This window comes from Noviherbaspirillum sp. FW303-A3 (assembly GCF_058788695.1).
In genome coordinates this window covers 1,196,830-1,222,545 of record NZ_JBYTAZ010000001.1, presented here as the reverse complement: position 1 = coordinate 1,222,545, position 25,716 = coordinate 1,196,830, and the positions used below count along the sequence as shown (strand labels likewise).

The window sequence follows — 25,716 nt, the reverse complement described above, 5'->3', positions numbered from 1 at the left end:
GCGCGATGATCCAGACCGGCCGCGACGAGTCACGCCTGCGCGAGGAAATCGCCGATTTCGGACGTTCCCTGTTCGAGCGCGGGCTGACGGCGGGCAGCAGCGGCAACATCAGCGTGCGCCTCGACGACGGCTGGCTGCTGACGCCGACCAATGCCTGCCTCGGCCGTCTCGACCCTGCGCGGCTGGTCAAGCTCGACTGGGCCGGCAATCACATCGGCGGCGACGCGCCGTCGAAAGAAGCCTTCCTGCATCGCGCGATGTACGAAGAGCGCGCCGGCGCCGGCGCCATCGTGCACTTGCATTCGACGCATTCCGCCGCCGTCTCGTGCATGTGCGGCCTCAACCATGCGGATTGCATCCCGCCGCTGACCGCCTACTTCGTGATGAAAATCGGGCGCCTGCCGCTGATTCCGTATCACCGCCCGGGCGATCCCTGCCTCGGCGATGCGATTCGCGGACTGGCGCGCAAACATTGCGCCGTCCTGCTCGCCAACCACGGACCGGTGGTGTCCGGCACCAGCCTCGAAGCGGCCGTCTATGCGACCGAGGAGCTGGAAGAAACCGCCAAGCTGTTCCTGATGCTGCGCAACACACCCACCAGCCCGCTCACCGCAGGGCAGATCGAAGAACTCAAGTCGGCCTTCAAGCTCGACATTTGACTCGAAAGAAAGCCATGCCGAAATTTGCCGCCAACCTGACCATGATGTTCAACGAAGTCGCCTTTCACCAGCGGTTTGCCGCTGCGGCCAAGGCTGGTTTCGAGGCTGTCGAATTCCTCTTCCCGTATGACCACGCGCCGCAGGAAATTGCGCAGTGGCTCAAGGAACACAAGCTGACCAACGCCTTGTTCAACATGCCGCCGGGCGACTGGGCGGCGGGCGAGCGCGGCCTGGCATCGTTGCCGGGCCGCGAGCAGGAATTCCGTGACGGCGTGGCCCGTGCGCTCGAGTACGCGCAGGCATTGGGGACCACGCGCCTGCATGCCATGGCCGGCCTGCTGCCTGCGGGTGCCGATCGCAACCGTCATCGCGAAACCTTCATCGAGAACCTGCGCCATGCGGCGCGTGAAGTCGCTAAGCACGGCATCACGCTGCTGATCGAGCCGATCAATACCCGTGACATCCCCGGCTACTTCCTCAATTCCCAGGCTGAGGGGCACCGGATTCGCGAGTCCGTGGGCGAACCCAACCTCAAGGTGCAGATGGACTTCTATCACGCGCAGATCGTCGAGGGCGACCTGGCGAAAACCTTCCGCAAGTACTTCGACGGTATCGGACACATCCAGATCGCCAGCGTCCCGGACCGCAACGAGCCGGACGACGGCGAAGTGAACTACCGCTACCTGTTCCGCCTGCTCGACGAGATGGGCTACGACGGCTGGGTCGGTTGCGAATACCGTCCGCGCGGACGCACCGAGGATGGCCTCGGATGGATGAAGGCATTGAACTGAAAAGGACAGAGACATGAAAGTAGTGATTACCGGCGGCGCAGGCTTTCTCGGCCAGCGCCTGGCAAACAGGCTGCTGAAGGATGGGCGCGTTACCGGCGCCGACGGACGTGACAGCGCGATCGATGAAATCACGCTGGTCGATGTGGTGCCGGCGAACGACTTCGGCGACCCGCGCGTACGCATCGTGGCGGGCGATATTTCGGAGGCGCAGCTGCTGCGCGAGGTGATCCGCCCCGACACCGGCTCGATCTTCCATCTCGCCGCCGTGGTCAGCGGCCAGGCGGAAGCAGACTTCGACCTCGGCATGCGCATCAACCTGGATGCGTCGCGTGCCTTGCTCGATACCTGCCGCGTCAACGGCAACCGGCCCAAGGTGGTGTTCACGAGCTCGGTCGCCGTCTATGGCGGAAAGCTCCCCGATGTCGTGCAGGACGACACCGCGCTCAACCCCCGCTCGTCCTACGGCATGCAGAAAGCCATCGGCGAGCTGCTGGTGAACGATTACAGCCGCCGCGGCTTCATCGACGGCCGCGTGCTGCGCCTGCCGACGATCAGCGTGCGTCCGGGCAAGCCGAACAAGGCGGCGTCCTCGTTCGCGAGCGGAATCATTCGCGAACCGCTGAATGGTGAAGAGGCGATCTGCCCGGTGCCGCCGCATACCCGCCTGTGGCTGCTGTCGCCGCGCAAGGCCATCGACAACCTCGTCAAGGGGCACGATATGGCCGCACCGGCGCTCGGGGACAGCCGCATCGTCAACCTGCCAGGCATTTCGGTCAGCGTCGCCGACATGGTTGCCGCGCTGGAGCGTGTCGCCGGAAAAGACGTAGTCGAACGCATTCGCTGGGAGCGCGATCCGGCGGTCGAACGCATCGTCGGCAGCTGGCCCGGTGCATGGGACATTGCACGTGCCAGCGCGCTCGGGCTGTCCGCGGATACCGATTTCGACAGCATCGTGCGCGCCTACATGGAAGACGACTTCGTCCCTGAAGGGAAATGACATGAAGACCGCCACCGACCTGCTCCACCTGTTCCCCGGTGCCGATGCCATTCCGGCGGAACACCGTCTTGCGGAGCCCTTGCACCAGCGCGTCTATCTGGTCGGCGGAGAACTGCTTCCGTGGGAGGGCGATGTCCAGGCGGTGCTCTCGCCTGTTTGCACCCGCACCGCGGACGGCGTGCCCGAGCAGGTGGTCATCGGTTCCTATCCGCTGCATGACGGCGCCGCCAGCGATGCGGCACTGGAAGCGGCGGTCGCCGCCTACGACAACGGACGCGGCGAGTGGCCCACCATGTCGGTCGCCCGGCGCATCGCGTGCATCGAAGATTTCACCCGCAAGATGATCGCGCAGCGCGACCGGATCGTTCGCCTGATCATGTGGGAAATCGGCAAGAGCCTGGCCGATTCCGAAAAGGAGTTCGACCGCACGGTCGAGTACATCAAGGCCACGGTCGTCGCGTTGAAGGAGCTGGACAACGGCAACTCGCGCTTCACCGTCGTCGAGGGAACGATCGGACAGGTGCGTCGCACGCCGCTTGGCGTCGTACTGTGCATGGGCCCCTACAACTACCCGCTCAACGAAACATTCGCGACGATGATCCCGGCGCTCATCATGGGCAATACGATGGTGTTCAAGCCGCCGAAGTTCGGCGCGCTGTTGTTCCATCCGCTGTTGGAGGCATTCCGCACCGCCTTGCCGAAGGGCGTGATCAATACCGTGTACGGTCCCGGCGCCGCCATCGTCCCGCGCATGCTCGGTTCCGGCAAGATCAATGTGCTCACCCTGATCGGTTCGAGCAAGGTCGCCAACCACCTGAAGAAGGAACACCCGAAGGCGAACCGCCTGCGCGCGATCCTCGGCCTGGATGCAAAGAATGCCGCCATCGTGCTGCCGGATGCCGACATCGAGCTGGCCGTCAGGGAGTGCGTGCTGGGCGCCCTGTCCTTCAACGGCCAGCGCTGCACCGCGCTCAAGATGCTGATCGTGCATCGCTCCATTATCGAGCCTTTCCTGCTGCGCCTTGCCGAAGAGGTCGGAAAACTCAAGGTCGGCATGCCCTGGGAAAAGGGCGTGCAGATCACGCCGCTGCCGGAGGTGGCCAAGACCGCCTACCTGAAGGAATGCATCCGCGATGCGCAAGAGCAGGGCGCGCGTGTCGTCAACGAAGGTGGCGGCACGGTGAGCGGCACCTTGTTCTACCCGGCCGTGGTCTATCCGGTGCGCGAAGGCATGAAGCTGTACCGCGAGGAGCAGTTCGGGCCGGTTGTGCCCGTCATGCCCTTCGACGACGTGGAAACGGCACTCGATTATGTCGCCACCTCCGAGCACGGCCAGCAGGTCAGCATCTTCGGCCGCGATCCCGACCGCATCGGCGCACTGGTCGACCCGCTGGTCAACCAGGTGTGCCGCGTGAACATCAATTGCCAGTGCCAGCGCGGCCCCGATGTCTTTCCGTTCGCGGGGCGCAAGGATTCGGCGGAAGGCACGCTGTCGGTGACCGATGCGCTGCGCGCGTTCTCGATCCGCTCGATGGTGGCGACCAGGCAGACCGAGGACAGCAAGCAGTTACTGGATGCGATCGTGCTTGGAAACAAGTCCAACTTCATCAATACCCGTTTCATTCTGTAGAGAGCAACAGCAAGAGCAAAAGAAATTCCAGCGTCACGCAGGAACATCGACTGGATCGAAAGACATGGTCGAGACAAACCGCCTGCCCAGGCAGGCAAATTCAAAAACTTCCAATTCGGTAGTGAGGAGAACATCATGAAACTATTCAAACTGGCTGCAACCGTTTGCAGCGCCTTCGCACTTCTTGGCCTGTCGGCCGGCGCATCGGCGCAGGCGACATTGAAGCTCGGCTATGTGCTGAGCAAGGATTCGCACTATGCCGCCGGGGCAGCGGCCTTCGCCGATGAAGTCGCGAAGCGTACCAACGGACGCGTGAAGATCCAGCAATTTCCCTCCGGCGCACTGGGCGGCGAGCGCGAGATGGTCGAGGCGGTGCAACTGGGCACGCTCGACTTTGTCGTGACGTCGACGGGGCCGGTCGGCAACTTCGTGCCGGAAACGCTGATCACCGACCTGCCGTTCCTGTTCCGCGACTATGACCACGCACGCAAGGTGCTGGACGGCCCGATCGGCCAGGAACTGCTCGCCAAGTTCCCCGCCAAGGGATTGGTTGCGCTGGCGTGGGGCGAGAACGGTTTTCGCCATCTGACCAACAGCAAGCGCGCGATCAATGTTCCCGACGACATGAAGGGACTGAAGATCCGCACCATGGAAAACCCGATCCATATGGCGGCGTTCAAGACGCTCGGCGCGCAACCGACGCCGATGGCTTTCCCGGAACTGTTCGGCGCCCTGCAGCAAGGCACGGTGGACGGCCAGGAAAACCCGATCCCCGTCATCGTGTCGTCCAAGTTCAGCCAGGTACAGAAGCACCTCTCGCTGACGGCACACGTCTATTCGCCGGCGCTGATCATCACATCGCCGATCGTCCTCGACAAGCTGTCTGCCGCTGACAAGAAAGCCGTGCAGGAAGCCGCCGTCGTCGGCGCCCAGGCCATGCGCAAGCGCGTCAACGAAATTGAAACCAAAGGCATGGAAGAGCTCAAGGGACAGGGTGTGGCCATCGTCAACGGCGTCGACAAATCCTCCTTCCAGAAGGCACTGAGTGTCGCCTACACAGACTATGCGCGCCGCTTTGGTGTGGACGCGATCGATCGTATCAGGAGCGTGAAGTAATTTGTCTTCGGTTTGCCGGCCGGTGTGCCATGCATGCCGGCCGGCGCCGAAACAACCGGAGATGAATCATGAACAAGTTTGAGCAGATGTTCGTCGCGCTCAACCGGTGGGTACTGATTGTCCTGCTGGGAGCGATGTCCGTCATCGTGTTTTCCAACGTCGTCGTGCGCTACCTGACCAACGCATCCATTCCCTGGTCGGAAGAGGTATCGCGCCACATGATGATCTGGCTGACCTTCCTCGGCAGCGGCCTGGTGCTGCGCTGCGGCGGGCATATTGCCATCGACAATCTTCAGGATGCGCTTCCGGCAACGACGGCACGCCTGGTGCGCGGTGTCGTGCTGGCCCTGATCGTCGCCTTCCTCGGATTGCTGGCCTATTACGGATGGATCTATGTCGGCCGCACCATGCTGCAGACCACGGCCGCAACCGAAATCCCGTTCGGCTACGTCTACGCGGCCATGCCGATCGGCTGCGTGTTCATGCTGATCCATCTTGCGTTGATTGCCAAACCGTGGCTGGTGCACCGGGAGTTTGCGGCGGATGACGATTTCGATGCCGCCGCAAGCGCGTCGCTGTAAGGAAGGAACCGAAACATGACCATGAGCATCATTCTCATCCTTTCCGCCTGCGCGCTCCTCGCCATTGGCATGCCGGTTGCATTCGCGCTCGGGCTGTCCGCCTGCGCCGCCGTACTCGCGGTCGGGCAGTTTCCCATGATCGTGATCCTGAAGGAAACCTTCACCGGTATCGACAGCTTCCCGCTGATGGCAGTGCCGTTCTTCATACTGGCGGCGGAACTGATGAGCGGCGGCTCGCTAACGGCGGTGCTGCTCCGCTTTGCCGGGCAGTTCGTCGGCCACAAGCGGGGCGGGCTGGGTTACACCAACATCGTATCGCTGACCTTCTTCTCCGGCATCTCCGGCTCGGCGCTGGCCGACGCGGCGGGGCCGGGCTCCATGCTGATCAAGATGATGGACCAGGCAGGCTACGGGCGTGCTTACGCGGGTGCGCTGACCGCCTCCACCGCCATCGTCGGCCCAATCATCCCGCCATCGATCATCATGATCATTTATGCGCTGGCGGATGAGAGCGTTTCGGTCGGCGCGCTGTTCATGGCGGGCATCGTGCCGGGCATCCTGATCGCCATTGCGATGTCGGTCGTCAATTTCCATATTTCAAAGAAGCGGAATTACCGTGCAGTGGGCAGCTTTCCCCGGATGCGCATCATTCTTGCCAATACATGGAATGCACTGCCGGCATTGCTGCTGCCGTTGCTGATCCTAGGCGGCATGCGTGCCGGATGGTTTACTCCGACCGAAGCATCGGTGGTGGCGGTGTTCTACGCATTCGTCTGCGGCAAGTGGATCTATCGCACGCTGGAATGGGAAGCCGTGCCGCACATCCTGGTGCGCTCGGCGCTGCTCACCTCCTCGGTGCTGATCATCATCGGCTTCTCGGCAGCATTCGCCTGGGTGCTGACCATTGAACGCGTACCGCATGAGATGGCCGAACTGATCACCCAATGGAACCTGTCTCCCTGGCTGTTGCTCATCGCGATCAATATCTTCCTGCTGGTCTTCGGCATCTTCATCGAACCGCTGCCGGGCGTGATGGTGCTGGTGCCGATCCTGGCGCCGGTGGCGACCGCGGCGGGGATCGATCCGGTGCATTTCGCGATGGTCGTGATCTTCAACCTGACGCTGGGGATGATCACGCCTCCTGTGGGTGGCCTGCTGTTTGTGACATCGAATGTCGCCAAGATTCCGCTGGCCGACCTCACGCGCGAACTGAAGCCTTTCCTGCTTGCCCACGGCGTGGTGCTGATCCTGCTGACTTTCGTACCGGCGCTGTCAACCTGGCTGCCTCACGTCCTGGGATTTAAATGAACCCACTCTCCTGTCTTGCCGTGTTCGGCAAGAATCGGTAAAAAAAATCCCGGCACATGCCGGGATTTTTTTTGATTATCCTGCCTTACCTGATGCTGTAGAACGCGCCACGGCCCGGGTAGCTGGCAACATCGCCCAGGTCTTCCTCGATGCGCAGCAGCTGGTTGTACTTCGCCATGCGGTCCGAACGGGACATGGAACCGGTCTTGATCTGCAGCGCATTGGTGCCGACCGCGATATCGGCAATCGTCGAATCCTCGGTCTCGCCCGAACGGTGCGAAATCACGGCGGTGTAACCCGCGCGCTTGGCCATCTCGATCGCCGCAAACGTCTCTGTCAGCGTGCCGATCTGGTTGATCTTGATGAGGATGGAGTTGGCGATGTTCTTCTGGATGCCTTCACGCAGGATCTTGGTGTTGGTCACGAACAGGTCGTCGCCCACCAGCTGTGCCTTCTTGCCCAGCGCATTGGTCAGCGTCGCCCAGCCTTCCCAGTCGTTCTCGGCCATGCCGTCCTCGATGGAAATGATCGGGTACTTGTCGCACCAGGTCGCCAGCAGGTTGGTGAAATCGGCCGACGACAGCGACAGGCCTTCGCCCGACAGCTGGTACTTGCCGTCCTTGTAGAACTCGGAAGCGGCGCAGTCCAGGCCCAGCGCGATCTGCGTGCCCGGCTCGTAGCCGGCCTGCTCGATGGCTTGCAGGATCAGCTTGATCGCTTCTTCATGGTTGGCCACGGACGGAGCGAAGCCGCCTTCGTCGCCGACCGCGGTGGTCAGGCCCTTGTCATGCAGGATCTTCTTGAGGGTGTGGAACACTTCGGCGCCGTAGCGGATCGCTTCGCGGAAGGACGGAGCGCCCACCGGGATGATCATGAATTCCTGCAGGTCGAGGTTGTTGTCGGCGTGCGCGCCGCCGTTGATGACGTTCATCATCGGCACCGGCATCTGCATCGCGCCGGAGCCGCCGAAGTAGCGGTACAGCGGCAGGCCGGATTCCTCGGCGGCAGCCTTGGCGACCGCCATGGACACGGCCAGGGTGGCGTTGGCGCCGAGGCGCGACTTGTTCTCGGTGCCGTCCAGGTCGATCAGGATGCGATCGATCTGCGCCTGGTCATTGGCGTCCAGATCGACGATGGCCTCGGCGATCTCGGTGTTGATGTTCTGGCATGCGTTCAGCACGCCTTTTCCCATGTAGCGGCCCTTGTCGCCGTCGCGCAGCTCGATGGCTTCGCGCGAGCCGGTGGAGGCGCCGGACGGCACGGCGGCACGGCCCATGGCGCCGGATTCCAGCAGCACGTCGCATTCGACGGTGGGGTTGCCGCGGGAATCGATTACTTCGCGGGCGATGATGTCTATGATGGAGGTCATTGTTTGCTCCTGTTTTCTTGGATAGTGTAGAAAGAATCGATAGGGTGGATTGCAGAATTAAAGGGTCGCCCTGTCTTTCCCGATCTGCACGATCTTCATCGAATTCGTCCCGCCAACCTGTCCCATCGGCTCGCCCCAGGTCAGCACGATCAAATCGCCTTTCTTCACCACGCCCTTGTCCACGAGCAGGTTCTCGGCATCGCGCAACACGGCCTCGCGATCACCCGTTTGCGCCAGCTCGAAGGACGTGACGTTGCGGTACAGCGAAGCCTTGCGGCGCGTTTCGACCTTGGGAGTCAATGCATGGATCGGGATGTCGATGTTGTGCCGGCTCATCCAGAGCGCGGTCGAGCCGGAGTCGGTCAGGGCGACGATCGCTTTCACCCGCAGGTGATAGGCCGTGAAGAGTGCGCCATAAGCAATGGACTGGTCGATGCGGGTGAAGTGCACGTTGAGGAAGTCGGTGTCCAGCTTGACCACGTCCGCCTTTTCCGCTTCCACGCAGATCGCCGCCATCGCTTCGACCGTCTCGACCGGGTACTTGCCTGAGGCGGTTTCCGCCGATGTCATCACCGCATCGGTGCCGTCCAGTACCGCGTTGGCGACGTCGCTCACCTCGGCGCGCGTCGGCACGGCGTTGACGATCATCGATTCCATCATCTGCGTGGCAGTGATCGCCAGTTTGTTCGACGCGCGGGCCATCTTGATCATGCGCTTCTGCAGCGCCGGCACGGCGGGATTGCCGACTTCCACCGCCAGGTCGCCGCGGGCCACCATGATGCCGTCCGAGGCGTCGAGGATCTCCTGCAGCAGCGGGATCGCCTCGGCGCGCTCCACCTTGGCGATCATCAGCGGCTTGCGGCCGTAAGGCTCGCCGGCAATATTGGCGAGCTGGCGCGCCATGATCATGTCGGAGGCGTTCTTCGGGAAGGACACCGCAACGTAGTCGGCGCCAAGGCCAACCGCGGTCTTGATGTCTTCCATGTCCTTGGCCGTCAGTGCCGGCGCGGACAGGCCGCCGCCCTGGCGGTTGATGCCCTTGTTGTTGGACAGGTCGCCGCCGATCTTGACCGTGGTATGGATCTCGTTGCCGCGCACCGTGTCCACCTTCAGCACGATCAGGCCGTCGTTCAGCAGCAGCACGTCGCCCGCCTTCAGGTCGCGCGGCAGGTCCTTGTAGTCGAGGCCGACGCGTTCGTCGTTGCCGAGTTCGCAATCCGCATCGAGGATGAATTTCGCGCCGGCCTCGAGGAAGACCTTGCCATGTTCGAATTTGCCGACCCGGATTTTCGGGCCCTGCAGATCGGCCATGATCGCCACCTCGGTGCCGCAGATGGCCGCCGCTTCCCGCACGAGATGGGCGCGGTCGATATGGTCCTGCGCCTTCCCGTGCGAGAAATTCAGGCGCACCACGTTCACGCCGGCACGCACCATGCGTGTCAGGGTGTCGAGGTCGCTGGAAGCGGGGCCGATGGTGGAAACGATCTTGGTGGAGCGCGGCATGGATGTCTCTTTCTGTGGTGGGTTTATTTCGCGTTCATGAGGGCGACGGTGGTATCGAGCATGCGGCTGGAGAAGCCCCATTCGTTGTCGTACCAGGAGGACACTTTCACCAGGCGGCCGGAGACCTTGGTCAGCGTCGCATCGAAGTTGCTCGATGCCGGGTTGTGGTTGAAGTCCACGGAAACCAGCGGATCGGTGTTGCAGGTCAGGATGCCCTTCAGCGCGCCGTTGGCCGCATCCTTCATGATCTGGTTCACTTCATCGACCGTGGTATCGCGCGCGGCGACGAAGGACAGGTCGACGATGGACACGTTGATGGTCGGGACGCGGATCGCGTAGCCGTCCAGCTTGCCGTTCAGTTCCGGCAGCACCAGGCCGACTGCTGCTGCAGCGCCGGTCTTGGTCGGGATCATGGACTGGGTGGCGGAACGGGCGCGGCGCAGGTCTTCATGCATCACGTCGGTCAGCACCTGGTCGTTGGTGTAGGAATGCACGGTGGTCATCAGGCCGTTCACGACGCCGATTTTTTCATGCAGGGGTTTGACCAGCGGGGCCAGGCAGTTGGTGGTGCAGGAAGCATTGGAGATGACGGTGTCGGACGCCTTCAGCACGTTCTGGTTCACGCCGAATACGATGGTCGCGTCCACGTCCTTGCCGCCCGGTGCGGAGATGATGACCTTCTTGGCGCCGCCCTTCAGGTGCGCGGAAGCCTTTTCCTTGGTGGTGAAGAAGCCGGTGCACTCCAGCACGACGTCGACGTTCAGCTCGCCCCAGGGAATCTGGGCCGGATCGCGCTGCGCGAAGACCTTGATCTTGTCGCCGTTGACGATCATGAATTCGCCGTCGACTTCAACGGTACCCGGGAACTTGCCGTGGGCGGTGTCGTAGCGGGTCAGGTGGGCGTTCGATTGGGCATTGCCCAGGTCGTTGATGGCAACGATCTGGATGTCGTTCTTCTTGCCGCCTTCGTAGTGGGCACGAAGGATGTTGCGGCCGATGCGGCCATAGCCGTTGATGGCAACGCGGATAGTCATGTCTGCTCTCTCTGATGAATGTGAATGGGAAAATTATTCTTGTTGTTCATCCGCTGTTGCGCAGTCCGGCGGCGATCCCGTTGATCGAGAGATGGATGCCCAGCCGGATGCGTTCTTCCTGCTGCCCCTCGCGGAAATGACGCAGCAGTTCGACCTGTACATGGTTGAGCGGGTCGAGATAGGGGAAACGGTTGCGTATCGACCGCTTGAGCAGCGGATTGTTTTCCTGCAGTTCCTTCTGGCCGGTGATGGCCATCAATGCATCGATGGTGGCCTGGTGCTCGGCCTTGATGCGCGGGAAGATGGCGTCGCGCAATGAAGCGTCTTCCACCAGCGTGGCATAGCGGCTGGCAATTGCGATGTCGCTCTTGGCCAGCACCATGTCCATGTTGGAGAGCAGGGTGCTGAAGAACGGCCATTCCTTGTGCATGCGCTGCAGCAAGGCAAGGCCATCAGGATTCTTTTCAAGCCAGGCGTTCACCGCCGAGCCGAAGCCGAACCAGCCCGGCAGCATCAGCCGGCATTGCGCCCAGCTGAACACCCAGGGAATCGCGCGCAGATCCTCGATGGCGCGCGTCTTCTTGCGCGAGGCAGGACGGCTGCCGATGTTCAGGCCGGCGATTTCGGAAATGACGGTGGATTCCCAGAAATAGGTTTCGAAGCCTTCCGTTTCATAGACCAGGTTGCGGTAGGCGCGGAAGGCTTCCGCCGACAGGCTCTCCATTGCAACGAGGAAGGCGGGATCCGGCGCGGGTTCGCGCTGGGCGAGGAAGCTGGCTTCCACTGTGGCTGCCGCCAGCACTTCGAGGTTGCGGCGGCCCACTTCCGGATTGGCATACTTCGCGGTAATCACTTCGCCCTGCTCGGTCAGGCGCAACTGTCCCTGCACCGCGCCGGCCGGTTGCGCAAGGATGGCTTCGTAGCTCGGACCGCCGCCGCGTCCCACCGAGCCTCCACGGCCGTGGAACAGGCGCAGGCGGATGCCGTGCCTGCGGTACACCTCGATCAGATCGATTTCCGCTTTGTACAGTTCCCATCCGGATGTCAGGAAGCCGCCGTCCTTGTTGCTGTCGGAATAGCCGAGCATCACTTCCTGGGTATCGTCGCGCGACTGCAGCAGGCGCTTGTAGGCGGGCAAGGCGAGCAGGCGGTCCATGATCGCTGCGCTGTTGCGCAGGTCGGCGATGGTTTCGAAGAGCGGCACGATGTTGACGTCCATGCAGCCTTCGAGCGGGCGCAGCATGCCTGCTTCCTTCAGCAGCAGCGCGACTTCGAGGATGTCCGACACGCTGTTTGCCTTGGAAATGATGCAGTTCTGGATGGCGTCGGTGCCGTATCGCTGCTGCGCCTTGCGTGCGGCGGTGAAGATCGCCAGCTCGGACCGCGTCTCGTCGGAATACGTGAGGTGGGCCGACGCCAGCGGGCGCGGCGAGCCGATTTCCTGCAGCAGCAACCTGGTGCGCGATTCTTCGTCAAGCGCAAGGTAGTCGGTGCCGGGGCAGGCGGTCTGCAGGAGTTCGGCGACGACGCGTTCATGCACGTCGGAATTCTGGCGCAGGTCGATTGGCGCGAGGCTGAAGCCGAAGACGCTCACGGCGCGTCGCAAGCTGCGCAGCCTCCCGCGCGTCAGCGGGGCCGAGCCGTTCGCCGCGAGCGAGCGGTGGATGGCATTCAGGTCGTGCAACAGTTCTTCGGCACTGCGATACGGTTTCACCTGCGGATCGGAGCGGCCAGGAGCGCCGGTCATTACGCGCAGGCTCGCGCCAAGCCGGGCGTGGATGCCGGAGATCGCGCGGCGGTAAGGTTCGTCCGCGCGGTGCGGGGAATCGTCATGGGACGCCTCGGCAAGCGCCAGCAGTTCCTGCGAACAAGAGACGAGCCGGCTGGCAAGCGACAGCTGCGATTCGAGGGTGTGCAGTTCTGCAAGATAGTAGGACAGCGCGCGCTGGCATTGCATGCGCAACGCCTCCTCGAGCACCTCGGCGGTGACAAAGGGATTGCCGTCGCGGTCCCCGCCGATCCAGCTGCCGATCTTCATGAAGCCGGGGAGTTCCACGGATTCGCCGCTGCGCGCCGCGAGCAGGTCTTCCAGCCCGGCATACAGGTGCGGCAGTTCGCGCAGCATCGTGTAGTCGTAATAGGAGAGGCCGTTCTCCACTTCGTCCAGCACCGACAGCTTGGAACTGCGCAACATGCGCGTCTGCCACAAGGTCAGGATCGCGCGGCGCAGCGCTTCGTCGTTCTCCCCCGCTTCTTCTGCGGTCAATTGCATGCGCGTGCGCTCGTCGAGCAGGCGGGAAATCACCATCTGGCAGTTCAGCACGCTTTTGCGCTGGACTTCGGTCGGGTGTGCGGTGAGCACCGGGCTGACCACGGCATGGCGGAAGAATTCCGCGAGGTCCGATGCCGACACGCCGGCGTCGAACACGCTGTCGATGGCATGCGCAAGGCTTCCCTTGCGCGGCGGGGAACCGGCGATCAGATGGGCGCGGGTGCGGCGGATGTGGTGCTGGTCCTCGGCAATGTTGGCCAGCAGGGAAAAATAGCTGAAGGCGCGAATGACCTGGGTGGTGCGTTCCGGCGACAGGGAAGAGAGGGTTGCTTCCAGTTCCTTGCGCGCTACCGTGTCCTGGTTGCGGCGGAAGCGGATGGAGCACTGGCGAATGTTTTCGATCAGGTCGAATACTTCACCGCCGTGCTGGGCGCGGATGGTGTCGCCAAGGATGCGGCCCAGCTGGCGGATATCTTCCTGGAGAAAAACGTCCTTGTCTTGATCGGAAAGTTGCATGGCGTTCGTCGAATGGGGGAGGGCGGCAGGATTGGAGTAAAAATGTAGTAAAATTACATATAATCGCCATTAGATCATGCGATAACTACAATTTCAAGTGGGGGAAAGTAGCTAATTTACATATCGATGCCGATATACCTGACGCTGACCTTGGACTAATATGGTGGCAAAACGTGCGCCGCCCGCGTTGCCGGTTTCGTTCGCGGACAGCTTTCAGGAATCCCCGACATGAACAACAAAAAACGCCTCCTGCTCGTTGCCACCCATGCCGCAGCGGCATTTGCCGGCTTTGCCGGAGGCATCTATGTCCTGCCCATCCTGACCGCGCCACCGGCGCCGGGCGCTGCGGAGGTCGGAGCAGCCGCCGACGGCGCGGAATACAAAGGGCAGTTCCGCCGCGACCTCAAGGACAGCGATGCCTTGCACTGGGGTGAGGGGACGGTGTTCGTCGGGCGAAACAGGATCTCGCTGCAGGGACGCATCGCGCCCGGGCCCGACTACAAGCTGTATCTCTCGCCCGAGTTCATCGAGACGGAGGAAGATTTCCTGCGCCTGAAACCGAAGATGGTGCGCGTGGGGGATGTGAAGACCTTCGACAACTTCATTGTCCAGGTGCCCGCCCAAGTCGATCCGGGTACGTACAACACGGTTATCGTGTGGTGCGAATCGTTCAGCCAGTTCATCACGGCCGCAAAATACCGGTGAGGCGAGTAAATTGACGTGCAGCACGGCAGCCATGCTGACCGAACTTCTGTAAGATGTGCGTTCCAGCATTCCAGCATTCCAGCATTCATGCCTTCAACCATGAGCGCCCTACCGCCAAAACCACCTATTCTTGTCGTCGAAGACGACGACCACATTTCCCAGATCCTCAAGTTCATGCTCGAACGCCAGGGCTGGCGCACGCTGGTTGCCACGGACGGCATGACTGCGCGCAAGCTGGTGGAGGATGGGCAGGAAAGACCCGCGCTGATCCTCCTCGATGTGATGCTGCCCTACATCGACGGATTCGAATTGGTGCGGATCATGCGCGCGACGGCCGGATGGGAAACCATTCCCATTGTCATGCTCACCGCGAAGAACATGGAACGCGACATCGTGCGCGCACTGGATGCGGGCGCTAACGATTACATCGTCAAGCCGTTCCAGCCGAATGAACTGCTTGCACGGGTGCGGCGTTTCCTGAAGGACAAGGCATGAGGGCAGGATTTGCCGCCATCCTGATGGCTGCTGCCGCTGCGGCGAACGCCCAGTCGACCATCGGCCTGACACTGGGGGCCGAGCATATCGGCAACAACACGCCCGACTGGCGCGAGGCAAGTGTCCAGCTGCAGCATCAGTACGCGGCACGGCACAGCGCGGGCGTGGCCTTCGCCCGCACCGAGCGCTTCGGCCTGCAGGACCGGCAATTTTCGGTGAACCATGCGCGTCCGTTCAGCGAGAAACTGGTGGCGAGCTTCGATGCCAATGCCAGTTCCACCCATCGCGTGCTGGCGCGGCATGGCGCCGGGGCGGCGCTGCAGTTCGAATTCGCGCCCGCCTGGCTGGTGCATGCAGGCGCAAGGACGACGAAGTACGATGCCGAGCGGGTCAACCAGGGCCTGCTGATGCTGGAACATTATTTCTCCTCGTTCAGCGCTTCGATCGGATGGCGCCCGGCGCGGGCATTCGACAGCACCGCGCACAGCGGCGAGCTGCGCGGCGCTTATTACTACGGGGACCGGAATTCCGTGGGTGTGATCCTCGCCGGCGGCAAGGAAGCCGCCAGCATTGCCGGCGCGGTCACGCTGACCAGCCTGCGGTCGGCCGCCGTCGTCGGACGGCATTGGCTGAATCGCGATTGGGCGGTGAACTATAGTGCCGGCCACACTCGCCAGGGTGATTTTTACAGCCGCAACGGAATCAGCCTTGGTCTTCAGTTCGCTTTCTGATCCTTTCCTGCTGGCCGCCTTCTGGACAGGCATGGGCGCGCTTGCCCTGACCCTGCTGCTGGGCGCGCAGATCGTTTACCTGCGCATGGCGTTGCGGCGCCGGGAACGGCTCGAGAAGTCCGTCATTGCCAAATGGCGCCCGCTGCTGATGGCAGCACTCGCCGATGTGCCGCCCGACACGCTTCCGTCACTGCCGCACAGGGAGCGCCTCCCATTCCTCAGGCTGTGGCTGCACTTGCACCTGTCGGTACGCGGCGAGGCCAGCGAGGCGCTGAACGAGGTGGGGTACAGGCTCGGCTGCGACGGCATCGCACGAGAACTGCTGAGGGACGGCAACCGGGCCGAGCGCCTGCTCGGCGTGCTGGTGACCGGGCACTTGCGTGACAGGTCGGCCTGGGAGGACATCATGCAGCTGGCTGCCGAGCCGGATGGCGCCACGTCCTTGCAGGCGCTCTGGGCGCTGGTGCAGGCCGATGCGGACAAGGCGATGCGGGAAATGATGCCGGTGCTGCTGCGGCGGGAAGACTGGGCGCTGTCGCAGGTTGCGAACATCCTGCAGGATGCGCAGGACACTTGCACCCGCTACCTGTCCGACACCCTCATGCAACTGGAACCCGAGTACCTGGTGCGTGCGCTCCACCTCGCCGAAGCCTTGCGCGTGACCATCCCCGCCGCCCAGTTGGCGACGCTGCTCCATGGCGACGACACGGAGCTGGTGATCGCCGCCTTGCGGCTGGCACAGGCTCCCGTCCTGCTCGACGACGTGCGCCAGCGCCTTGCGCATCCCGAATGGCGCGTGCGCGTGCATGCATCCAAGGCGCTCGGCCGTATCGGCGACCGCTCCGACATCGCACGGCTGCAGGGCATGCTTGGCGATCCCCAGTGGTGGGTGCGTTACCGCGCCGCGCAGGCGCTGGTCGGCCTGCCTTTCATGCAGGCGGGCGAGGTCGAGACACTGGTTTCCGCTTCGGGCGACCGCTTTGCCGCCGACATGCTCAGGCATGTGCTGTCAGAAAGGGAGGCGGGATGAACCTGCACCAGGCTATCGTCGATTTCACCACATGGTTCATTCTGGTGTATTTCATCCTGCTGAACGGCGGTTACCTCGTACTCAACCTGCTGTCGATCGCCAGCCTGCGCCGCAGGGAGCAGGAACGCATCCTGGACGACCTGCCGCAGGCGTACTCCGGACTGGAGCCGCCCATCAGCCTGCTCGTTCCCGCGTACAACGAAGAGGCGACCATCGCCGCCTCGGTGCGCTCCATGCTGCAGCTGGCCTATTCCGAACTGGAGATCATCGTCATCAACGACGGCTCGAAGGACGGCACGCTTGAGGTGCTCAAGGAAGAGTTCGACCTGCAGCCCTTTCCCGAGGCATATCGCATCCAGCTGGAAACGAAACCGGTCAATGGAATTTTCCGTTCGACCCGCTATCCAAACCTGCGCGTGATCGACAAGGTGAACGGCGGCAAGGCCGACTCGCTCAATGCCGGCATCAATGCCTCGCGCTATCCGCTGTTCTGCGGCGTCGATGCCGATTCGATCCTGCAGCGCGACAGCCTGCAGCGCGTGGTCAAGCCCTTCCTCAATGATGCGACGGTCGTGGCCACCGGCGGCACGGTGCGCGTGGCCAACGGCTGCGAGGTGAGCGGCGGCTTCCTCACGCGGGTAGGCTTGCCTGGCAATATCTGGGCGCTGTTCCAGGTAGTCGAATACTTGCGCGCCTTCCTCTTCGGCCGGCTGGGTTGGTCGACGGTGAACGGCATGCTGATCATCTCCGGCGCCTTCGGCCTGTTCCGCAAGGAAGTCGTGATCGAGGCGGGCGGCTACCGCCCGAAGACCATCGGCGAGGACATGGAACTCGTCGTCCGCATGCACCGCCTGCTGCGCGCACGTCGACAGCCGTACCGCATCGAATTCGTGCCCGATCCGGTCTGCTGGACCGAAGCGCCGGAAGACCGCAAGACTCTGCGCAACCAGCGCATCCGCTGGCAGCGCGGCCTGTCGGAAAGCCTGTCGGCCAACTGGGGGCTCATGTTCAGCCGCAACGGCGGCACGCCCGGCTGGGCAGCCTTTCCGTTCATGCTGTTGTTCGAGTGGCTGGGACCGCTGGTGGAACTGGGGGGATACATCTTCATGGCATTCGCGTTCGCCTTCGGATGGATTTCGTTGCAGGCATTCGCCGTCTTCCTGTTTGTCGCCATCGGCCTCGGCATCCTGCTGTCCGCCTCCGGCCTGTTGCTGGAGGAAATGTCTTTCCACATCTACCCGGAGCCGCGCCACCTCGGGATGCTGGCCCTGATCGTCCTGCTGGAAAATTTCGGCTACCGCCAGATCAACAGCTGGTGGCGCCTCGTCGGACTGTATCGCTGGGCGACGGAGGGAGAAGCCAGCTGGGGTGCAATGACGCGCAAGGGAAACTGGCAGCGCAAGGTGTAGTCCATGCGCGCCGCACTCTTCGGATTCTGGTTCATGGTGACGGGCGTACAGGCGGCATCCCTCCAGCTTTGTCCCGAAGCGCAGGACACGCGCGGAACCGGTGCGGAGCTTGTGCGCCCGGACGGCTCGCGCATGCGCCTTGTCGTCAGCGCGGCGAAGCAACCAGGCTGTGATGCCATCGAGCTGCCGGTCGCGGCCGACACTGTCGCGGCAGTGCATCCGGTCGCCACGGCAGAATCCCTGGGAGAACGCATCCTGCTGCAGGGGCCTGAACGGGACGGGCGCTTCGTGATCGGCAGCGTCAGCCCGGCTGGCGGACAACCTGCACCCGAACGCCCGCAGCCGATGCCCATGCAGGAGAACCTGTTGCCCGCCATGAAGGTGCGCGTGTTCGGCGTGGAAGAGCGGGTGCAGGCACGCATCGAGGACGGCCGCCTGCGCCTGATCTGCCGCGCGGGCTCGCGGCCGGCCGGCGTGCTCCTGTCAGGCAGGTGGTATCTCCCGATGGCACGGGCAACGCTGCGGCTGCAGGGCAATGCCAGCGGCCGTTTCGACCTGTCCGTGGCGGATGCTGCGCAGGCGGGGAAAGAAAGCGCCCTCAGTCTCGGGACTGCCGAACCGGGCAGGGAAACATTCGAATTCACACTGCCGCGCGCCGGGTTCGACCGTGCCCGCTGGCATTCCTTTTCGATTGCCTGCCCGCGGCATGCCGCCGAACTCGACCTGGCCGACCTCAGCCTTGTCCCGCAGTCCTTGTCACCGGCGGCGCGCTCCGCATGGTTGTGGGATGTCCGGCAGTGGACGGAGCAACCCGGCGATGTCGTGGCGCGTGCGCAGGAACGGGGAGTGCGGGCATTCTTCGTTTCCGTGCCGGTATCCGGCGATGCAGTCATTGAGCCGCAACGGCTTTCCGCCTTCGTGCGTCTTGCAAGGACCGCCGGGATCGCGGTCTGGAGCGTCGATGGCGATCCCCGCATGGTTCTGCCGGGGGAGCACGCAAAGACCGTGATGCGGGCACGCGCCTATGCGGCGTACAACGCCGGCGTCGGCGCGGATGCGCGCCTCGCAGGCATGCAGTTCGACATCGAGCATTACCTGCTGCCGGGATACGAGCTCTCCGCGCGGGCGCTGGACAGGCACTACCTTTCCCTCGCCCGCGCCCTGCGTGGCGCTGCGCAAGGAATGCCGCTCGAGTTTGTCGTGCCGTTCTGGTGGGTCGAGAAAGCGGAACTGATGAAAGGACTCGCGGTAGCGGCAAGCGGACTGACCGTCATGAATTACCGCACAGATCCCGAACAGATCCGCCGCTTTGCGGTGCCTTTCCTCGATTGGGGCACGGCCCATCGCAAGACCGTGCGCATCGCGCTCGAAGCCGGGCCGGTGGAGGCGGAGCAGCAGCGCCGTTACGTGCGTGCGTCTGAAGGGGAGCTGTGGCTGGTCAATGTGGAACAGACGCCGGTATTTGTACTGCTGAAGGAGCCGCGCGGCAATCCGCATGGGCCGGCCTTCCGGCTGGAGTCGGCGGTGGTATTCGATGGCTCCGCAACCTCATTCCACCGCGACCCGGCGCGGCTCGTCGCGCTGCTGCCGGCGCTCGAATCCTATTTCTCTGCCTGGCCTTCGTTTGGAGGCGTCGCATTGCACGAGCTGAAGTAGGTCAGGCCGCCGGCAATTCCACCGTAAACGTCGCCCCCTGTCCCGGTTCGGAGATAAAGCCGATGCCGCCGCCGTGCTCCTCCACGATGCTCTTGCAGATGCTCAATCCAAGTCCGGTGCCGCCTTTCTGCCGCGAGTCGGTGGAGTCCGCCTGCGCGAACTTCTGGAAGATGCGATCCCTGAACTCAGCTGGAATCCCGGGGCCACGGTCGATGACCGACAGCCGTACCTTCTCCTGAACGGTTTCCACCCGCAGCGTCACCGTCGCGCCGGATGGCGAAAACTTGATCGCGTTGGACAGCAGGTTGACCAGGACCTGGATCATGCGGTCGTGGTCCGCGTTCACCAGCACCTCGCCCGCATCGCATTCCACCTCGATGCCGACGCCCATCTGGCCGGCGCTGCCGCGCACCGCATCGACCGCTTCCTCGACGAGCGGACCCAGCGCATGCGGCCGCATGTCGAACTCCATGTTGCCGGATTCGATCTTCTCGATATCCAGCACGTCGTTCACCAGCCGCACCAGGCGCTCGCAGCTCACATGCGCGATGTCGATCAGCTCGCGCGTATCGGGCGGAAGTTCGCCTGCAAATCCGTCCGCCAGCATGGCAAGCGAGGCGCGGATCGACGTCATCGGCGTGCGCAGCTCATGCGAGACGGTGGAGATGAACTCGTTCTTCATGCGCTCCACTTTCTTGCGTTCCGAAATGTCGTGCAGGAAGGCGCTGAAGAAATACGTGTCGCCGCTGCCGGCCAGGCCGATGGTCACTTCGACCTGGATTTCCTCGCCCTTGCGGTTGACGACGACGCGCTCCAGCCGGCGGTCGAGCAGTCCGATCACCCCGGTTTCATTGAACGCGAGCATTGCATTCGCAACGCTTTCCCGGAATCGCTCCGGGACCACCAGCTCGACCAGCGGGCGGCCGATGGCTTCGGCAGGCTGCCAGCCGAACATGCGAACGGCAGCCGCGTTCCAGTCCGTAATGCGGCCGTTCAGGTCGACGGCGATGAACGCATCCTGCGCACTGTCGATAATGGTCTGGATGCGCCGTTCATTGGCTTTGACCTGTGCGAGCGCCTGTTCGAGTTCGCGCGTGCGCTGCTCGACGCGCCGTTCGAGCGTCAGGTTCAACTCCTTCAGGTCGCTCTCCTTCTGCAGGAGGTTGGACAGCAAGGCATTGAGGGAACCGGTCAGCGTCCGCACTTCCGCATACGCTGCATGGGAAACGGGGATTTCCATCGACTCGCGGCGCTGGACGCGTTGCGCCGCTTCGGCCAGTTCCTGCATGGGCAGGCTGATGCGCCGGGCGGCAATCAGTCCAAGCAGGGAGAACAGCAGCGCCAGCCCCATGCCGCTTCCCAGCACGGTGCGCTGGATGCGGCGTACGGGCTCGTAGGCATCCTCCACGTTCTGCCGCACGAGTACCGTCCATCCCAGGCCAGGATAGGAACTGTAGCCCTTTCCCTTGCTGTATCCGACCAGGTACTTGCGGCCGTCGTGCCATTCTTCCACCACGAAGCCGTTGCCGCCATTGCGCGCAGCGAGGACGCTTTGCCGGTCCAGCTTTTTTCCCTGCAATCCGGACGGACCCAACAGGACGGTGCCATCCGTATTCACGATCATGGCCTCCACCTTGCGGCGGGCCGCGATCGGCTCCATGACCGATTGCTCGACTTCGCGTGCCCACTGCCACGAAAGATGCACGCCGAGCACACCCTGGATCTTGCCGTTCTTGTCCGCGTAGGGGAAGGCGACGTCGACAAAACGCTTCGGCTCGTTCGACGGATTCGGCAGCAGCTTCGCCAGCAGCACGGCCTCATGCACATCGCCGACGTTGACGCCGTTGAGCGCGTTGCGGAACCACGGACGCTGGGAAACGTCCGCACCTTCCAGCATCTTGCGTGTGGCAACCATGACCTTGCCGTTCGGATCGACCAGGCCGATCCAGGCGTAATAGTGGTACGTCTCCTGCCGTGCGTCGAGCACCATGCGCTTGTCTTCGGCACTGTTGTCCGGCGATGTCAGGTCCTGCCGCTGCGCCATCAACTGTACTTCGCGATAGCGTTCGTACATGCCGCGGTCCAGCTTGTCGGATGTTTGCAGGGCGAGTTCCGCCAGGCTGCCGCCGATGTTCGACTTGACCTGGGTGGTCGCCGTCAGGCCGATCACTTCGACGAGGATCACGGTGAGCAGGATCGACAGCGCCGAAAAGGCGACGGCGAGGTAGCCGCCGATACCGCGGCTGGGGAAATAGGCCTTGATATTCATTTGCATGGACATGTTGCAACGGAACGGTCTTCGAGTGCCGTCCACGGGTTGCACGAGGGTAGCATACCTCGCCACACGACAGCGGCAGATAATTGCCTTCCAGTCAACAAAACAGGCGCGTGGCGCAGGACGCTGTTCCCGCAAGCAGGAACGCCGATCTTCCCGTTCTCGGGAATGGCGTGCGGCACTATCGTGCGATCCCGCATCAAACCGGCAATTTTCTGTATGGCACGTAAGTTGCTGTCCTACGGAAAGCAACTTTGACATGGGTCAATTCTGATGAAGAAGACAACGACCGACAAGCGTCCCCCGCCGGACGAAGTGCTCGCCTTCATGCTGGGCAGCGACGAGTATGGGATCGACATGCAGCGCGTGCAGGAGATTCGCGGCTTCACTGCGTTCGCCCAGGAAGCGCATGAGCTTGATCTCGAAGGCGGCGTCGCCAACCTGCGTGGCATCAGGGTGCCCATCGTCGACATGCGCAAGCACTTCTCGCTTGGCGATGCGGTATTCGACGAATCGACCAGTGTCATCGTGCTCAACATAGATGGCCGCACCATGGGGGTCGTGGTGGACGGGATATCGGACGTTCATCGCATCGACCCGGGACGCGTCACGCCGGCGCCGCGCGCCAGGGGCGGGTTGAAGAGTCACTACCTGATCGGGCTCGGCACGTTCGGCCCGCATTCGGTGATGCTGCTTGCCATCGACGAAGTCCTCGCCGCCGCGGCGTAACGACGGCAAACAGATCAACGCAACCGGAAGCCATCCATGCTGACACGCACATCAAGCGAAGTACGAAAGGCAGTGGATGAGGCCACGGAAAGCGCACGCCGGCGCTTCGAGAAACTTGTCAACAGCATCGACGGCATCGTCTGGGAGGCCGACCCGCACACCTTCCGCTTTACCTTCGTGAGCGAACAGGCAGGCCGTATCCTCGGCTACGCACAGGAAGAATGGCTGGCCGACGGATTCTGGGAGTCGCATCTGCATCCCGACGACCGCGCGCTGGCTATCGAGCACTGCGTGTCCTGGACGACCCATGCCGCCAACCGCTGCTTCGAATACCGCATGCTCGCCAGCGACGGGCGCGTGGTCTGGCTCAAGGACCTGATCAGCGTCGAGATGCATGACGGTCGTCCTGTGAGCCTGCAGGGCATCATGGTCGACATCAGCGAACGCAAGCGACTGGGCAATGCACTGCAGACGGTCATGGACAACATCCCCTGCGGCATCTCGCTGATCGATGCCGACCTGAATATCGTGCTCGCCAACTCCCTCGCGCGCTCGATCCTCGACGTCCCGCCGGCGCTGTTCGAGGGCGAAAGCACGCCGCTGGAAAAGATATTCCGCTTCAATGCGCAGCGTGGCGAATACGGCCCGGGCGATCCTGAGGAACAGGTGCGCGAACGCCTGAGCCTGGTCAGGCGCGGCGAGCCACACGTCCTGCAGCGCACGCGTCCCGACGGCACCGTGGTCGAGATCCGGGGCCAGCCGCTGCCGGGCGGCGGATTCGTGACGGTGTACATTGACGTCACCAGCGAGAAGTCGGCAAGGACGGCGCTGGCGCGGGAATCCGCTTCGATCAGGGCCGTCCTCGAGCATCTGCCGCAAGGCATCAGCGTGTTCGACGAAACGCTGAGACTGCGCCACTGGAATGCCGGCATGGTCGATGTTCTCGGCCTGCCGAAAGAGATCGTGCACGACGGCGCGTTCTTCGATGACCTGGTCCGCGTTCCCGCACAGCGCGGCGAATACGGCGAGGGCGATCCGGAAACCCATGTTGCCCGTTTCCACGAACTGGCGATGCAGTTCCAGCCGCACCAGTTCGAACGCACGCGGCCCAACGGCAAGACGCATCTCGTCTCGGGGAAGCCGATGCTGGTCAACGGCGAACTGACCGGCTTCATCACCACCTATACCGACATCAGCGAACGCAAGCGCGCCGAAGACGAATTGCGCCTGTCGGCCAAGGTCTTCGAAAACAGTACGCAGGGCATCTCGATCACCGATCCCTCGGGCCGCATCCTCAAGGTCAACCAGGCGTTCTGCAGCATTACCGGCTACACCGAGTCGGAAGTCGTCGGCAAGACGCACGCCATCCTCCGTTCCGGACGGCAGGACCCGCAGTTCTACCGGACGATGTGGAAGACGATCGCCGAAGAAGGCTCCTGGAGCGGCGAGATGTGGAACAGGCGCAAATGCGGGGAACTGTACGTCGAACAGCTGACGATAACTCGCGTGCCCGATAGTGCCGGTGTGACAGCGAACTTCATCGGCATCTTCAGCGACGTCTCGCAGGCCAAGGCCGCACAGAACGAGATCGAACGCCTGTCGATGTACGACGTCATGACAGGACTGCCCAACCGCGCCTTCCTGTACGACCGTCTCGACCATGCCCTGAAGATGGCCGAACGTGACGGCAACCATGTCGCCCTGCTGGCCATCGACCTGGATCGCCTCGCGCACATCAACGAGGTGCTCGGGCATCACATCGGCGACCGGCTGCTCGTGGCGGTCGCGGAACGGTTGAATGGCGTCATGCGCGGCGCCGATACCGTGACGCGTCACATCGGCGACGAGTTCGTGATCATCATGGAAGAACTGTCCAACCCGCAGGATGCAGCCGTCCTGGCGGAGCGCGTGCTGGGCGAACTGTCGCGCCCCTTCGTCGTGGAAGGGCATGAGATCAATATCAGCGCCTGCATCGGCATCGGTATCTATCCGGAAGACGGCGCAACGACCCGGGTGCTCATCAAGCATACCGACGTCGCCTTGCACCATGCCAAGGAAACCGGCGAAAGCAATTTCCAATTCTTCTGCGAGGAAATGAACCAGTCGTCCGTCGAACGGCTGCAGATCGAAAGCAGCCTGCGCCTGGCATTGCGGCGGAACGAGTTCCATCTCGTGTACCAGCCGCAGGTTGACCTGGCGACGGGAAACATCACCGGCATGGAAGTCCTGGTGCGCTGGCTGCACCCGCAAATGGGGATGATCTCGCCGGCACGCTTCATTCCTGTGGCGGAAGAGACCGGCCACATCATCGAAATCGGCCTGTGGGTGCTGCGCGAAGCGTGCCGGCAGACGAAGTGCTGGCATGAGCAGGGTTTTGCGGGCCTGCAGGTGGCCGTCAACGTGTCGGCGCGCCAGTTCCGGCAGGACGACTTTGCCAATCAGGTACGCCAGGTGCTGGAAGAAACAGGACTGGCGCCGGACTGCCTCGAACTGGAACTGACGGAGAGCATGATCATGCAGCGGCCGGAGCGCGTGGTCGCGGTGATGGGTGAACTGCGCGCGCTCGGCGTAAAGTTCTCCATCGACGACTTCGGCACCGGCTATTCCAGCCTTTCGCAGCTGAAGCGATTCCCGATCGACAAGCTGAAGATCGACCAGTCCTTCACCCGCGATATCGGGACCGATGCCAACGGCACCGCGATTACCTGCGCCGTCATTGCGCTGGGCAACAGCCTGCGCCTGCGTGTCGTGGCGGAGGGTGTCGAGACCTGCGACCAGCAGCGATTCCTGATCGAAAATGGCTGCCATAGCATGCAGGGCTACCTGTTCAGCCGTCCGGTCGCCGCCAGCGAGTTCCACGGATTGCTGCTGTTGCAGCGTCTGCACGCTGCGGTCTGATTCTTTTTACGC

General features: G+C 62.9%; 20 protein-coding genes. 15 read left to right on the top strand and 5 right to left on the bottom strand.

Annotated elements, in window-relative coordinates; translation table 11 throughout:
• The first annotated feature begins 5 nt into the window (after window positions 1–5).
• The 7 genes from otnC to AC3WOY_RS05955 all read left to right on the top strand — a co-directional run bounded on the left by otnC (window position 6) and on the right by AC3WOY_RS05955 (window position 7,082).
• Window positions 6–659, top strand: coding sequence for a 3-oxo-tetronate 4-phosphate decarboxylase (gene otnC / locus AC3WOY_RS05985; protein WP_492429205.1), 654 nt, complete (start codon window positions 6–8; stop codon window positions 657–659).
• A gap of 14 nt (window positions 660–673) precedes the next feature.
• Window positions 674–1,450, top strand: coding sequence for a 2-oxo-tetronate isomerase (gene otnI, locus AC3WOY_RS05980; protein ID WP_492421733.1), 777 nt, complete (start codon window positions 674–676; stop codon window positions 1,448–1,450).
• A 13-nt stretch (window positions 1,451–1,463) separates the two neighbouring features.
• Window positions 1,464–2,447: a D-erythronate dehydrogenase gene (denD, locus tag AC3WOY_RS05975; RefSeq protein ID WP_492421731.1), complete on the top strand. Its 984-nt coding sequence runs from the start codon at window positions 1,464–1,466 to the stop codon at window positions 2,445–2,447.
• A gap of 1 nt (window position 2,448) precedes the next feature.
• A complete protein-coding gene (locus tag AC3WOY_RS05970) occupies window positions 2,449–4,077 on the top strand; it encodes an NADP-dependent glyceraldehyde-3-phosphate dehydrogenase (RefSeq protein WP_492421729.1) in 1,629 nt (542 codons plus the stop codon).
• 135 nt (window positions 4,078–4,212) lie between these two features.
• Window positions 4,213–5,193 (top strand): TRAP transporter substrate-binding protein, encoded by a 981-nt coding sequence (locus tag AC3WOY_RS05965; protein ID WP_492421727.1) that lies wholly within the window; start codon window positions 4,213–4,215, stop codon window positions 5,191–5,193.
• Window positions 5,194–5,261: 68 nt separating this feature from the next.
• The gene (locus AC3WOY_RS05960; RefSeq protein ID WP_492421725.1) at window positions 5,262–5,774 is read left to right on the top strand and encodes a TRAP transporter small permease; all 513 of its coding nucleotides are present in this window, start codon (window positions 5,262–5,264) and stop codon (window positions 5,772–5,774) included.
• A 21-nt stretch (window positions 5,775–5,795) separates the two neighbouring features.
• Window positions 5,796–7,082, top strand: a complete 1,287-nt coding sequence (locus tag AC3WOY_RS05955; RefSeq protein ID WP_492429203.1) for a TRAP transporter large permease — start codon at window positions 5,796–5,798, stop codon at window positions 7,080–7,082.
• Window positions 7,083–7,167: 85 nt separating this feature from the next.
• Here AC3WOY_RS05955 and eno read toward each other — a convergent pair whose 3' ends face one another.
• Genes eno through ppc form a run of 4 tightly spaced genes read right to left on the bottom strand, consistent with a single transcriptional unit; the run spans window position 7,168 to window position 13,776 of the window.
• A complete protein-coding gene (eno, locus tag AC3WOY_RS05950) occupies window positions 7,168–8,451 on the bottom strand; it encodes a phosphopyruvate hydratase (RefSeq protein ID WP_492421723.1) in 1,284 nt (427 codons plus the stop codon).
• Between the two features lie 57 nt (window positions 8,452–8,508).
• The gene (pyk, locus tag AC3WOY_RS05945; RefSeq protein WP_492421721.1) at window positions 8,509–9,954 is read right to left on the bottom strand and encodes a pyruvate kinase; all 1,446 of its coding nucleotides are present in this window, start codon (window positions 9,952–9,954) and stop codon (window positions 8,509–8,511) included.
• Window positions 9,955–9,977: 23 nt separating this feature from the next.
• Window positions 9,978–10,988, bottom strand: coding sequence for a type I glyceraldehyde-3-phosphate dehydrogenase (gene gap, locus AC3WOY_RS05940; protein WP_492421719.1), 1,011 nt, complete (start codon window positions 10,986–10,988; stop codon window positions 9,978–9,980).
• Window positions 10,989–11,034: 46 nt separating this feature from the next.
• Window positions 11,035–13,776: a phosphoenolpyruvate carboxylase gene (gene ppc / locus AC3WOY_RS05935; RefSeq protein ID WP_492421717.1), complete on the bottom strand. Its 2,742-nt coding sequence runs from the start codon at window positions 13,774–13,776 to the stop codon at window positions 11,035–11,037.
• Window positions 13,777–14,004: 228 nt separating this feature from the next.
• On the opposite strand from ppc, the gene AC3WOY_RS05930 reads away from it, so the two are divergent.
• From AC3WOY_RS05930 to AC3WOY_RS05905, 6 genes are all read left to right on the top strand, one after another.
• A complete protein-coding gene (locus AC3WOY_RS05930) occupies window positions 14,005–14,481 on the top strand; it encodes a DM13 domain-containing protein (RefSeq protein WP_492421715.1) in 477 nt (158 codons plus the stop codon).
• Window positions 14,482–14,580: 99 nt separating this feature from the next.
• A complete protein-coding gene (locus AC3WOY_RS05925; protein WP_492421713.1) occupies window positions 14,581–14,976 on the top strand; it encodes a response regulator transcription factor in 396 nt (131 codons plus the stop codon).
• On the top strand, window positions 14,973–15,707 hold the full coding sequence (locus tag AC3WOY_RS05920) for a YaiO family outer membrane beta-barrel protein (RefSeq protein WP_492421711.1): 735 nt from the start codon (window positions 14,973–14,975) through the stop codon (window positions 15,705–15,707). The genes AC3WOY_RS05925 and AC3WOY_RS05920 overlap by 4 nt, the downstream gene beginning before the upstream one ends.
• A complete protein-coding gene (locus AC3WOY_RS05915) occupies window positions 15,685–16,737 on the top strand; it encodes a HEAT repeat domain-containing protein (protein ID WP_492421709.1) in 1,053 nt (350 codons plus the stop codon). Before AC3WOY_RS05920 ends, AC3WOY_RS05915 begins: the two co-directional genes overlap by 23 nt.
• Window positions 16,734–18,146, top strand: coding sequence for a glycosyltransferase family 2 protein (locus AC3WOY_RS05910; protein ID WP_492421707.1), 1,413 nt, complete (start codon window positions 16,734–16,736; stop codon window positions 18,144–18,146). Before AC3WOY_RS05915 ends, AC3WOY_RS05910 begins: the two co-directional genes overlap by 4 nt.
• 3 nt (window positions 18,147–18,149) lie before the next feature.
• Window positions 18,150–19,802: a hypothetical protein gene (locus tag AC3WOY_RS05905; RefSeq protein ID WP_492421705.1), complete on the top strand. Its 1,653-nt coding sequence runs from the start codon at window positions 18,150–18,152 to the stop codon at window positions 19,800–19,802.
• Between the two features lies 1 nt (window position 19,803).
• Here AC3WOY_RS05905 and AC3WOY_RS05900 read toward each other — a convergent pair whose 3' ends face one another.
• Window positions 19,804–22,077 (bottom strand): sensor histidine kinase, encoded by a 2,274-nt coding sequence (locus tag AC3WOY_RS05900; RefSeq protein WP_492421703.1) that lies wholly within the window; start codon window positions 22,075–22,077, stop codon window positions 19,804–19,806.
• Between the two features lie 273 nt (window positions 22,078–22,350).
• Here AC3WOY_RS05900 and AC3WOY_RS05895 point away from each other — a divergent pair, with 273 nt between their 5' ends.
• Window positions 22,351–22,806, top strand: a complete 456-nt coding sequence (locus AC3WOY_RS05895) for a chemotaxis protein CheW (RefSeq protein WP_492421701.1) — start codon at window positions 22,351–22,353, stop codon at window positions 22,804–22,806.
• Window positions 22,807–22,842: 36 nt separating this feature from the next.
• Window positions 22,843–25,704, top strand: coding sequence for an EAL domain-containing protein (locus tag AC3WOY_RS05890; RefSeq protein ID WP_492421699.1), 2,862 nt, complete (start codon window positions 22,843–22,845; stop codon window positions 25,702–25,704).
• The last annotated feature ends 12 nt before the right edge of the window (window positions 25,705–25,716 follow it).

Bases quoted from the DNA above. Each gene is read 5' to 3' on its own strand.
- otnC (WP_492429205.1), top strand. From the start codon at position 6: ATGATCCAGACCGGCCGCGACGAGTCACGCCTGCGCGAGGAAATCGCC.
- otnI (WP_492421733.1), top strand. From the start codon at position 674: ATGCCGAAATTTGCCGCCAACCTGACCATGATGTTCAACGAAGTCGCC.
- denD (WP_492421731.1), top strand. From the start codon at position 1,464: ATGAAAGTAGTGATTACCGGCGGCGCAGGCTTTCTCGGCCAGCGCCTG.
- AC3WOY_RS05970 (WP_492421729.1), top strand. From the start codon at position 2,449: ATGAAGACCGCCACCGACCTGCTCCACCTGTTCCCCGGTGCCGATGCC.
- AC3WOY_RS05965 (WP_492421727.1), top strand. From the start codon at position 4,213: ATGAAACTATTCAAACTGGCTGCAACCGTTTGCAGCGCCTTCGCACTT.
- AC3WOY_RS05960 (WP_492421725.1), top strand. From the start codon at position 5,262: ATGAACAAGTTTGAGCAGATGTTCGTCGCGCTCAACCGGTGGGTACTG.
- AC3WOY_RS05955 (WP_492429203.1), top strand. From the start codon at position 5,796: ATGAGCATCATTCTCATCCTTTCCGCCTGCGCGCTCCTCGCCATTGGC.
- eno (WP_492421723.1), bottom strand. From the start codon at position 8,451: ATGACCTCCATCATAGACATCATCGCCCGCGAAGTAATCGATTCCCGC.
- pyk (WP_492421721.1), bottom strand. From the start codon at position 9,954: ATGCCGCGCTCCACCAAGATCGTTTCCACCATCGGCCCCGCTTCCAGC.
- gap (WP_492421719.1), bottom strand. From the start codon at position 10,988: ATGACTATCCGCGTTGCCATCAACGGCTATGGCCGCATCGGCCGCAAC.
- ppc (WP_492421717.1), bottom strand. From the start codon at position 13,776: ATGCAACTTTCCGATCAAGACAAGGACGTTTTTCTCCAGGAAGATATC.
- AC3WOY_RS05930 (WP_492421715.1), top strand. From the start codon at position 14,005: ATGAACAACAAAAAACGCCTCCTGCTCGTTGCCACCCATGCCGCAGCG.
- AC3WOY_RS05925 (WP_492421713.1), top strand. From the start codon at position 14,581: ATGAGCGCCCTACCGCCAAAACCACCTATTCTTGTCGTCGAAGACGAC.
- AC3WOY_RS05920 (WP_492421711.1), top strand. From the start codon at position 14,973: ATGAGGGCAGGATTTGCCGCCATCCTGATGGCTGCTGCCGCTGCGGCG.
- AC3WOY_RS05910 (WP_492421707.1), top strand. From the start codon at position 16,734: ATGAACCTGCACCAGGCTATCGTCGATTTCACCACATGGTTCATTCTG.
- AC3WOY_RS05905 (WP_492421705.1), top strand. From the start codon at position 18,150: ATGCGCGCCGCACTCTTCGGATTCTGGTTCATGGTGACGGGCGTACAG.
- AC3WOY_RS05900 (WP_492421703.1), bottom strand. From the start codon at position 22,077: ATGCAAATGAATATCAAGGCCTATTTCCCCAGCCGCGGTATCGGCGGC.
- AC3WOY_RS05895 (WP_492421701.1), top strand. From the start codon at position 22,351: ATGAAGAAGACAACGACCGACAAGCGTCCCCCGCCGGACGAAGTGCTC.
- AC3WOY_RS05890 (WP_492421699.1), top strand. From the start codon at position 22,843: ATGCTGACACGCACATCAAGCGAAGTACGAAAGGCAGTGGATGAGGCC.